The sequence below is a fragment of the Wenyingzhuangia sp. genome (assembly GCF_039768515.1).
GTDB lineage: Bacteria > Bacteroidota > Bacteroidia > Flavobacteriales > Flavobacteriaceae > Wenyingzhuangia.
Genome location: NZ_JBDNAI010000110.1, coordinates 1 through 10092, shown reverse-complemented (window position 1 = coordinate 10092; position 10092 = coordinate 1). Strand labels below are relative to the sequence as shown.

At 36.7% G+C, this 10092-nt stretch carries 13 protein-coding genes; 10 read left to right on the top strand and 3 right to left on the bottom strand.

Annotated elements, in window-relative coordinates; translation table 11 throughout:
* The 4 genes from ABF281_RS07270 to ABF281_RS07255 form a co-directional block, all read left to right on the top strand.
* A partial coding sequence (locus ABF281_RS07270; protein WP_347181016.1) for a YebC/PmpR family DNA-binding transcriptional regulator occupies positions 1-248 on the top strand: 248 nt, incomplete at its 5' end.
* Positions 249-350: 102 nt separating this feature from the next.
* The gene (locus tag ABF281_RS07265) at positions 351-638 is read left to right on the top strand and encodes a hypothetical protein (protein WP_347181015.1); all 288 of its coding nucleotides are present in this window, start codon (positions 351-353) and stop codon (positions 636-638) included.
* On the top strand, positions 631-969 hold the full coding sequence (locus ABF281_RS07260) for a hypothetical protein (RefSeq protein WP_347181014.1): 339 nt from the start codon (positions 631-633) through the stop codon (positions 967-969). The genes ABF281_RS07265 and ABF281_RS07260 overlap by 8 nt, the downstream gene beginning before the upstream one ends.
* A gap of 17 nt (positions 970-986) precedes the next feature.
* Positions 987-1319, top strand: a complete 333-nt coding sequence (locus ABF281_RS07255) for a hypothetical protein (protein WP_347181013.1) — start codon at positions 987-989, stop codon at positions 1317-1319.
* A gap of 7 nt (positions 1320-1326) precedes the next feature.
* Here the strand turns inward: ABF281_RS07255 and ABF281_RS07250 are convergent, their stop codons facing one another.
* The 3 genes from ABF281_RS07250 to alaS form a co-directional block, all read right to left on the bottom strand.
* The gene (locus ABF281_RS07250) at positions 1327-2409 is read right to left on the bottom strand and encodes an AMP-binding protein (RefSeq protein WP_347181012.1); all 1083 of its coding nucleotides are present in this window, start codon (positions 2407-2409) and stop codon (positions 1327-1329) included.
* Positions 2402-3352: a GSCFA domain-containing protein gene (locus tag ABF281_RS07245; protein ID WP_347181011.1), complete on the bottom strand. Its 951-nt coding sequence runs from the start codon at positions 3350-3352 to the stop codon at positions 2402-2404. The genes ABF281_RS07250 and ABF281_RS07245 overlap by 8 nt, the downstream gene beginning before the upstream one ends.
* 68 nt (positions 3353-3420) lie before the next feature.
* Positions 3421-6030 (bottom strand): alanine--tRNA ligase, encoded by a 2610-nt coding sequence (gene alaS / locus ABF281_RS07240; RefSeq protein WP_347181010.1) that lies wholly within the window; start codon positions 6028-6030, stop codon positions 3421-3423.
* A gap of 126 nt (positions 6031-6156) precedes the next feature.
* Here alaS and ABF281_RS07235 point away from each other — a divergent pair, with 126 nt between their 5' ends.
* The 6 genes from ABF281_RS07235 (at position 6157) to ABF281_RS07210 (ending at position 10066) form a co-directional block, all read left to right on the top strand.
* Positions 6157-7128: a M23 family metallopeptidase gene (locus ABF281_RS07235; protein WP_347181009.1), complete on the top strand. Its 972-nt coding sequence runs from the start codon at positions 6157-6159 to the stop codon at positions 7126-7128.
* 4 nt (positions 7129-7132) lie between these two features.
* A complete protein-coding gene (locus ABF281_RS07230) occupies positions 7133-7462 on the top strand; it encodes a MerR family transcriptional regulator (RefSeq protein ID WP_347181008.1) in 330 nt (109 codons plus the stop codon).
* Between the two features lie 71 nt (positions 7463-7533).
* Positions 7534-8112 (top strand): LemA family protein, encoded by a 579-nt coding sequence (locus ABF281_RS07225; RefSeq protein WP_347181007.1) that lies wholly within the window; start codon positions 7534-7536, stop codon positions 8110-8112.
* Between the two features lie 2 nt (positions 8113-8114).
* Positions 8115-8552, top strand: coding sequence for a TPM domain-containing protein (locus tag ABF281_RS07220; RefSeq protein WP_347181006.1), 438 nt, complete (start codon positions 8115-8117; stop codon positions 8550-8552).
* Positions 8552-9259, top strand: a complete 708-nt coding sequence (locus ABF281_RS07215; protein WP_347181005.1) for a Bax inhibitor-1/YccA family protein — start codon at positions 8552-8554, stop codon at positions 9257-9259. The genes ABF281_RS07220 and ABF281_RS07215 overlap by 1 nt, the downstream gene beginning before the upstream one ends.
* Positions 9260-9265: 6 nt before the next feature.
* Positions 9266-10066: a TPM domain-containing protein gene (locus ABF281_RS07210; RefSeq protein WP_347181004.1), complete on the top strand. Its 801-nt coding sequence runs from the start codon at positions 9266-9268 to the stop codon at positions 10064-10066.
* Positions 10067-10092: the final 26 nt, after the last annotated feature.

Sequence of the window (10092 nt, the reverse complement as noted above, 5' to 3'; positions counted from 1 at the left end):
TGGATTTTGAAGTCGAAGAAGTTTTCAAAGAAGAGGAAGGAGTTTTGATCTATGCTCCCTTTGATCAATTTGGCGCGATACAAAAGTATTTAGAAGAAAATCAACTAGAGATCTTATCTTCAGGCTTTGAAAGAATTCCGACCACAACAAGCGAATTGTCAGAAGAACAACAAGCAGACGTAGACAAATTATTAGAAAAACTAGAGGAGGATGATGATGTACAAAACGTGTATCATTCTATGGCCTAATTTTTACTGCTATTAAAAAGCACAAACCCTCTTCACTATTGTAGAGGGTTTTGATTTATAACAACACAGGTAATTACTATATTTGCCACACAAAACATATACATGACAGTTCAACAATTTAGAAAACAATTCATATTAGGCTTTGGTTATGACAAAAATACAAAGACGAAAAGATTTCGTTTGATGGCTTTGGACCGTGATAGCATGCAAGTTGTTCATGAAGTGCTAGAAAACGAAAACAATACCTGTTTTAAACAATTTTTAGCTGGAAAAAATCTAAACAAATCCATCCTGAAGTTTAAGATTGACGCTTTAGAAGAAATATTACAAATACACAACGTAGAAAACTGTAATTTGTCTGAAAACGAAATCAACAAATATTTTGAGTAACCACCAACATCATCATACAAATCAAGATCATCACCATCACGATGATGAAGGATTGATGACTATTGAAGAATATCATAAAACCAATATGATGCTTTTTAACATTAAAGATCTTAAGACCACTAACACAGTACTTTGTACGTTGACTTCGATTGACAGAATGAGTTTTTTACCAAATGGAATTGAACATCACGAATGTAAAAAGGAGGAATTGACACCACATTTTACAGAAGTGATAAAAAGAAATTTAATCTTAGCATTCTTTAACAAAATAGAAATAGAGGAATTTGATGTTTTGGAGGTAAACACCGACATTGATTTCTTATTTGAATAACCAAAACAAACCCAATTATGGATATCAAAGTTTTTAATCAAAAATACATACTGAACTACAATGTTAATGAATCTCACCCTGAGAATATTGAATTCACACTAGAAACCATTGACAGAAAAACATTACAACCTAGCTTAGACTTTAAAAAGTTAAAGTCTGAAACACCCGTAGAATGGTTATCAGACAAAATTGGAGAAGAAATTTTGGCAGGTAGAAGTCCTGCTCAATTTCAAACCCGTTTTTACGACAATGTAAAACGTAAATTAATCAACACCTTTATCCTAAAAAATAGAATCAAAGGTTTTGACGCTTTGGACACAAACCTCAGTATTGATTTTTTATTGAAATAAATGAGATTTACTTTAAAGATGTAATCAAATCCAGTGTTTTCTTTCGCTGGATTTTTTTTGTGACTGTCGATACAAATTCGTCAACAAAAATGATTTGCTTTGGCGTTTGATATTTAGAAAGAGTGACATTGGAAAAATCGTAGAACTCTGGTTTTCCCTCAATGATCAAAACCAATTTTTCTCCTAAGTGTTGGTCTGGTATTCCAGCGACAAAGAAACGCTTCGATATTATTTTAGAAAGTTCTTTTTCTATTTCCTCTGGATGTAATTTTACTCCCCCTGAATTGATGACATGGTCATATCTACCCAACCATTCAAATTCGGTTTCAGAATATATGTCTACCATATCATTGGTGATAACTTTTTCCTCATTCAACAATGGAGCATCGATGACCAAACATCTTCTATCATCTTGAGAAATAGAGATATTGGGTAACAAAACATAAGGATTACGTTTAGCTAAACTTAGTTTTTTTGCCACGGAACTCCCTATTCTATCCTCGCTAAAGGGTAGCTCAACCGAATTTAATTTTTTTATTGCGATATGGCTCACTGTCTCTGTCATCCCATAAGAGGCAAAACACTCCGTCGATAGTCCTTGCAAATGCTCACATAAATCATAAGTAACCACACCACCTCCAATCAATAGCTTTTTGACCAAGTGCAGATCCCACAAACTTGCTTTTACTTGTAGCGGCACCATGGCACAAAAATCATAAGCATAAAAAGCTTGTGCTAGAGGATTGTTCACGGGTGCTACAAAATCTAAATCCCATCCCAGTTCAAGAGCCCTTACCACCATCATTTTACCAGCTATATAAGTAACCGACAAACAACACAAAGCTCTAGTACCCACTCCTAAATCAAAGAAATCGCCTGTAGATTTTGCTGAATTTTTCATCAACTGCTTTTTGATATGGATGGTCTTTGGAATTCCTGTAGAGCCCGAAGTTTTTAGGACGATACTACTTTCATCATCAAACCATTCAGACAAAAATTGATGCAACTCTTTTGAAATGGTTTCAGCAAAAGAAATTAACTCTTCTGCTGAATCAAAAGACCCGCCTTGTAAGTGAAAACTTTTATGCATCAAATTTAATCTTTAATTCTTGTTCCAATTCTTGCTGCTTCTTTGCTAATGTCTCTAAAAAAAACTGGTGAGAAATCGAATGTTTCTGAAACGGTCTGTGTTCTTTACTTTTTCTTAAAGACGCAATTCTTTTGAAATAACTTTGTGATTTTTCGTCAATCCACACCCTTGAAAATTGGTCCCATATATAATCGACAGCAACTGAGTTGGGATGTACCATATCAGCCTCATAAAATCGATAATCTCTAAGGTCATCCATCATGATTTCATAACTCCCAAAATAAGCAACCGCATGACTTTCTCTGAGCAATTGAACTGCAGTAACCAATTTGGCTTTACTGATAGAATTTTCTATCATTCCATCTTTAAGATGTCGTACCGGACTCACTGTAAAAATAATTTGTACTGAGGAATTGATTTTTCTGATATGAGTGACCATTTCAACCAAAGCTTCCTCTATTTGAGCTAGCGTTAAATCTACCTTACGAAACTCACTTTGCGGTATTTTATGACAGTTGGCAACCCATTGATTTTTAGATATATATTGATAAACCCACGAAGACCCTAGCGTAATCATTACATGTGACGCTTGTGTCAGTTGTGTAAAACAAGATTGTTGTGCATGGTGAATATGATCTAAAACTACTTCGGGACTGCTCCCTGACAAATCTGAATGGTGATGTAAGGAATGAAATAAATCTCCATGAACAACCAATTCGCTGGCTTTATGTTTTTTTTGTACAACAGTATCTTCAATAACCTTTGCAATGGCCGTTGGACTAAAAAGGGTACCAAAAGGATTGATCAATGTGTCAAATTGGTAATACGAAAGTTTACGACCCATGCTTTCAGAAAAACAAGACCCCAGCAGCAACACTTTAGATTTGTGATCTACTTTATTTTGTTGCTGAGCCTCTAATTTTATTTCTGTTCTAAACTTCAAATCTTTGGTTCTTTTTTGAGTTGTAGCTGATGGATTTAAACATGTAAAAAACCAACGGTCAAAAGATACTACAAATAATCTTTAACTTTCGCGATAGCTTCAGACAGTCCTGATGGATGTTTACCCCCTGCCGTAGCAAAGAATTTTTGTCCACCACCACCTCCTTGGATATATTTTCCTAATTCGCGAACAATTTTACCTGCATCATACCCTTTTTCTTCTACCAAATTCTTTGCAATGTATGAGGTCAAAGTTGCTTTTCCTTCATTTTCTGCACCCGCAAAGAAGAAAAGATTCTCTACTTCCCCTCCCAGTTCATGGGCAATATCTTTGATGGCACCCGCATTCATATCAATCCTGGTAGCTAAGAAGTTAACTCCACCGATAGTTTCGATATTTGCTTTTAGATTGCCTTTGATATTTTTTGCTTTTTCTTTGAGCAAAACTTCGATTTCTTTTTTCAAAGCTGCGTTTTCATCTTGTAAGTTTACAATCGCTTTGATAGGATCTTTTGTGTTTTTCAAAGTTTGTTTTACTTCCGTTAATGCTTTGTCTTGTTGCGTGAAGAAATCTTTAGCTACCTCTCCAGTAATGGCTTCAATTCTTCTGACTCCTGCAGCGACAGCACTCTCGCTTGTAATCTTTAAATGCCAGATATTCCCTGTATTAGACACATGTGTTCCACCACACAATTCTTTAGAATTTCCAAACTGAATCAATCGCACAGTATCTCCATATTTTTCACCAAAAAGAGCCATGGCTCCTTTGTCTAGTGCTTCTTGCATTGGAATATTTCTAAACTCTTGTAATTCCAGTTTTTCTTGAATTCTAGCATTTACAAAAGCTTCGATTTTTTGAATTTCTTCCGGAGTTACCTTTGAAAAATGTGAAAAATCAAAACGCAAATATTTTGAATTGACCAAAGAACCTTTTTGTTCTACATGAGTTCCTAATACCGTTCTCAATGCTAAATGTAACAAATGGGTTGCAGAATGGTTGTTGTTTGATAACGCTCTGTGCTTTTCATCTACTACCGCCTTGAAGGTATCTGTTATATTTTTTGGTAAATCTTTAGCAATATGCATCACTAAATTATTTTCTTTTTTGGTGTCTATGAGGTGCAAAACATCCCCATTACTAGACTCCAAAAAACCTCTATCCCCTACTTGACCTCCTCCTTCAGGATAAAAAGGTGTAAGATTAAAAACCAACTGATACAGCGTTCCTTGTTTTTTTGAAGTAACCTTTCTGTACCTTGTGATCTTGACATTTGTCTCTAGATAGTCATACCCAATAAACTCTTGTTCTGGGTCTTCTTTTAAGACCACCCAATCTTCCATATCCATTTCTGCTGCCGCCCTTGATCTGTTTTTTTGCTGTTCAAGAGCAGTAGTAAAGTCTGACTCGTTAAGAGTGTAACCCTTTTCACTTAAAATCAATGCTGTCAAATCAATAGGAAACCCAAAAGTATCATACAATTCAAAAGCTTTCTCTCCGGAAACTTCTTTTCCTTTGGTTTGAGCAATCACCTGATCTAACAATCCTAATCCTTGACCCAAGGTCTTCAAAAACGAAGTTTCTTCTTCTTTAATTACATTCATCACCAGTTGTTTTTGCGCGGTAATCTCTGGGAAATATGAACCCATTTGATCACTCAACACCGTCACCAACTGATAAATAAAAGCTTCTTTTTGATTTAAAAACGTAAATCCGTAGCGAATCGCACGTCTTAAGATTCTACGAATTACATATCCTGCCCCTGTACTTGAAGGCAATTGGCCATCAGCAATCACAAAAGCTACAGCCCTTACATGATCTGAGATCACACGCAAAGCAATATCAATTTCTTCAGAAGCTCCATAAGTGACACCCGTTTTCGCCTCTAACGCTCCAATCAATGGTGTAAATACGTCTGTATCATAATTAGATTGCACGCCCTGCAACACCATACACAAACGTTCAAATCCCATTCCTGTATCAATGTGTTGATTTGGCAAGTCCTCAAGAGAACCATCTGCCAACCTATTGAACTGCATGAAAACTAAGTTCCAGATTTCCACTACTTGTGGATGATCCATATTGACCAACTCCGCTCCATGGGTTTTGGCCTTTTCTTCAGCAGAACGAATATCTACATGTATTTCTGAACAAGGTCCACAGGGTCCTTGAGCTCCCATTTCCCAGAAATTATCTTTTTTATTTCCTAATAAAATTCTATCCTCTGCAATATATTTTTTCCAAATATCATAAGCTTCATGATCTCTTTCTAGTCCTTCACCTTTATCTCCTTCAAAAATGGTAACATACAAAATATCTTTATCGACCTTAAAAACTTCGGTCAACAACTCCCAAGACCAGGCAATCGCTTCTTCTTTGAAATAATCTCCAAAAGACCAATTCCCCAACATTTCAAACAAAGTATGGTGATAAGTATCAATCCCTACCTCTTCTAAATCATTGTGTTTACCTGAAACCCTTAAACATTTTTGAGAATCAGTCACTCTTGAATTGACAATTTTTTTTTGCCCTAAAAAAAACTCTTTAAAAGGAACCATCCCAGCGTTTACAAACATTAACGTAGGGTCATTTTTTAACACCATTGGGGCTGATGGCACTGCTTGATGCTGTTTTGATTCAAAAAATGCGATAAACTTCTTTCTTATATCCTGAGATTTCATACTATAAATTGGGTGAAGCAAGAATCGATTGTTACTTTAGTAAAACATTTTGTAATTTTACATCTTTGATCATCGATGGGCTTGCTCATGTTTTGATTAAGTCACAAAAATAGTTATTTTAGATTCATGGCGAAAGCAAAATTTTACTACAATTCTGAAACGCTTTCTTACCAGCCGGTAGAAAAAAAACCCAAGCGCATCGCTAGGGATGCTTTTCTCTATATGATCGCTGTTCTTTTGATCGGTCTCATTGGTTTTGTTGGATTTAGCACCATCTTAAAGTCTCCCTCAGAGCGAGCAACCAGTCAAGAACTTTTGAATCTTAAATTTAATTACGAACTTCTTGAAAAAAGGATGAGAGAGTCTGATGCGATTCTAAAAGAAATTCAACAGCGTGACAACAATATCTATCGTGTTGTTTTTGAGGCAGAACCAATTTCTGAAGACGAGCGTAGTGCTGGCTTTGGTGGGATAAATAGATATCAAAATCTTGAAGGATTCAAAAACAGTAGTCTTGTGGTAGAGGCCACAAAGAAAATGGACATTTTGGCCAAACGCTTGGTCGTACAATCTAAATCTTTAGATGAAATTGTAAAGCTAGCAAAAAACAAATCTGAAATGCTCGCTTCTATTCCTGCTATCCAACCCGTTGCCAATAAAGATTTAAAACGAATGGCTTCTGGATATGGAGTGAGAATCCATCCGATATACAAAACAAGAAGAATGCATTGGGGAATGGATTTTTCTGCTCCTCAAGGAACAAATGTTTATGCAACAGGAAATGGAGTTGTCAAGACGGCCAAAAGATCTAGAAAAGGGCTTGGAAATCATATTGTGATCAACCATGGTTTTGGCTATCAAACCACTTATGGACACTTAAACAAAATACTAATTAGAAGAGGTCAAAAAGTAAAGCGTGGTGACATTATTGGTGTCGTAGGTTCTACTGGTTCCTCTACAGCTCCTCACCTACACTATGAGGTGAAAAAAGGAAAAAGAAAACTGAATCCTGTGTATTTTTATCACAATGACTTAACTCCTGAAGAATACGAAACTATGCTTGTGCTATCTTCACAAGAAAATCAATCTTTAGACTAAGCCAATGCACATTGACCTTCCAAAAAAAAGATATTACAAAGTTGGTGAAGTTGCCGATGCTTTTGGTGTAACAGCCTCTATGATACGCTATTGGGAACAAGAGTTTGACATGATCAAACCCAAAAAGAATAGCAAAGGAGATAGAATGTTTACAGCACATGATATTGAAAACTTTAAAATGATTTATCAGCTGGCCAAAGAACAGAAATACTCTTTAGAAGGCGTTAGAAAAAAACTTCGAGAAAACCCAAAAGAAACCATCACCAATTCAAAAGTTATCAGTAGATTAGAAAATATCAAAATCGAATTGATTAGAATCAAAAATCAACTCTAAGGACATTTTGTCACTTTGTGTTTGTGGTATTATTTATGCTACTTTAAATTTATAATCTCTAATTTTATAAAATGAAAAAAATTGTAACTTATATCTCTATTCTTATCCTTGCCATCTCATTGAGTTCTTGTGGATACAATAGTATGGTTAGCGCTCAAGAAGCTGCCACAGGACAATGGGCAAATGTTGAAAGTGCTTACCAGCGAAGAGCTGACCTGATTCCAAACCTGGTCGCTACCGTAAAAGGATATGCTAGTCACGAACAAGAAACCTTGACGGGAGTGATTGAAGCCAGAGCAAAAGCAACGGCAGTAACCATAGATGCTAGCAATTTGACCGCTGAAAATATTGCCAAATACCAAGAGGCACAACAAGGTCTTAGTGGTGCTTTGGGAAAATTGATGATGGTCTCTGAACGATATCCAGATTTAAAAGCCAGCCAACAATTTAGTGGACTACAAGCACAGCTTGAAGGTACAGAGAACAGAATCAATGTTGAGCGAAATCGCTTTAACAAAATGGTGATTGGATACAATACGATGATCCGAAAATTCCCAAAAAATCTTACCGCAAATATGTTTTCTTTTGAAAAAATGGACTATTTCAAAGCCGATCCTTCGGCTAGCAAGGCTCCAGAAGTAAAATTTTAATCATGGGCGAATCACAAACATTTTTTAGCAAAGTCGAAGAAAGACAAATTGTAGCTGCCATTCAAAAAGCAGAAAAAAACACCTCCGGAGAAATTAGAGTTCATATAGAACCCACTTTTGAAGGCGAAGTGATGGACAAAGCCATTGCTGTTTTTAACGATTTAAAAATGTTTGAGACAGAGGCCAGAAATGGTGTGCTTTTTTACGTAGCTACTGAAGCCAAAAAATTTGTAGTTTTAGGAGATGACGGAATCAACAAAGTTGTGCCAGATGATTTTTGGGAAAGCACAAAAAACAAAGTAATCAATCAATTCAAACAAGGACAGTTCGCTCAAGGACTCATCGATGGTATAGCTGAAGCAGGAGAACAATTAAAAACCTACTTTGCTTACCAAAGTGACGACACCAACGAATTGTCAGACGAAATATCAAAAGGTTAATGATGAGAAATCAATATTCTATGGAAAGCAGCACCGTAAAAGAAGCTGCATTTATGAACAAAGTATACGCTTGGATGAGTGGAGCGTTATTAATTACCGCTTTTATGTCATGGTGGGCAATCACAACACCAGCATTTTCGCAATTGCTATTCCCTGCAACAGGAGGCATCAACAAACTATTGTTTTACGCCCTCATCGGTGGAGAATTAGGATTGGTGATTTGGTTGTCTGCTAGGATCCAACAAATGACCGCAGAAAAAGCAAGTTTCCTGTTTGTGGTGTACGCCATCTTAAATGGACTTACCCTCTCTACTATCTTTATGATTTACACCCCTGCCTCTATTGCTTCTACTTTTTTTATTACAGCAGCTACTTTTGGAATCATGAGTTTTTATGGGTACACCACTAAAAAAGACTTGACCAGCTGGGGAAATTTATTGTTCATGGCCCTGATCGGTTTGGTCATTGCGACTGTAGTCAATATGTTTTTACAATCTTCTATGTTATATTATCTTTTAAACTATGTAGGGGTGATTGTTTTTGTTGGACTGACCGCATACGATACTCAAAAAATAAAGAGAATGGCCAATCAAATACATAGTGAAGAACAGGCCAAAAAAGGAGCTATACTAGGGGCACTTACCCTCTACTTAGACTTTATCAACTTGTTTCTGTACTTACTACGTTTGTTTGGAGATAGAAAATAAAAACACATGATCAAACACTTGACAAAGCTAGTCCTTGGACTGGCTTTTTTTTCAGCAATACTACTCCAAGCACAAGAACCGCTAGCCAAAAAAGAAACTACTTTCAAGGGAGTTTATGACCAGGCAAACCTTTTGTCAAATCAAGAAGTGCGAGCCTTGTCTCAAAAACTTATCCGTTATAGCGATACAACTTCTACCCAGGTGGCTATCGCTACCATTGAAAGCCTAAACGGTTATGACATCGCTATGCTCGCTACCGAAAAAGCACAAGATTGGGGAATTGGGCAGCAAGGAAAAGACAACGGGGTTTTTATTTTAGTTGCGGCTCAAGAAAGAAAAATTCATATCGCAACAGGCTACGGTGTAGAGCACCTATTGACCGATTATGTCAGCAAACAAATTATAGATCAAGTCCTTACGCCCAATTTTAAGCAACAACAATACTACAACGGTTTCAACCAAGCCACTGACCTCATCATTAAAGTATTGGCTGGCGAATACAAAAATGAAACCAAAAAAGGACGCAAAGGAAAAGGAAACCTTCTGGTTTTAATTGTAATCATTGGGATTGTACTCTTTTTGATGAACAAGAAAAACAATACTGGAAATGGTGGCGGTCCTCACAAAAGAAACAACATTGATTCTTCTGATATTTTTACCGCTATCTTACTGGGTAGTTTGGGAAGCAGCAGAGGTTATCGCGGAGGTGGAAACTTTGGCGGTGGTGGTTTTGGCGGTGGCGGAAGTTTCGGTGGTGGTTTCGGTGGCGGAGGCTTTGGTGGTGGTGGTGCCAGCGGTGGTTGGTAATCCAAAAAAAAAGCGCTTTGACCCTT

Coding starts and splice junctions, on each gene's coding strand:
- ABF281_RS07265 (WP_347181015.1), top strand. CDS start 351: ATGACAGTTCAACAATTTAGAAAACAATTCATATTAGGCTTTGGTTAT.
- ABF281_RS07255 (WP_347181013.1), top strand. CDS start 987: ATGGATATCAAAGTTTTTAATCAAAAATACATACTGAACTACAATGTT.
- ABF281_RS07250 (WP_347181012.1), bottom strand. CDS start 2,409: ATGCATAAAAGTTTTCACTTACAAGGCGGGTCTTTTGATTCAGCAGAA.
- alaS (WP_347181010.1), bottom strand. CDS start 6,030: ATGAAATCTCAGGATATAAGAAAGAAGTTTATCGCATTTTTTGAATCA.
- ABF281_RS07235 (WP_347181009.1), top strand. CDS start 6,157: ATGGCGAAAGCAAAATTTTACTACAATTCTGAAACGCTTTCTTACCAG.
- ABF281_RS07230 (WP_347181008.1), top strand. CDS start 7,133: ATGCACATTGACCTTCCAAAAAAAAGATATTACAAAGTTGGTGAAGTT.
- ABF281_RS07225 (WP_347181007.1), top strand. CDS start 7,534: ATGAAAAAAATTGTAACTTATATCTCTATTCTTATCCTTGCCATCTCA.
- ABF281_RS07220 (WP_347181006.1), top strand. CDS start 8,115: ATGGGCGAATCACAAACATTTTTTAGCAAAGTCGAAGAAAGACAAATT.
- ABF281_RS07215 (WP_347181005.1), top strand. CDS start 8,552: ATGATGAGAAATCAATATTCTATGGAAAGCAGCACCGTAAAAGAAGCT.
- ABF281_RS07210 (WP_347181004.1), top strand. CDS start 9,266: ATGATCAAACACTTGACAAAGCTAGTCCTTGGACTGGCTTTTTTTTCA.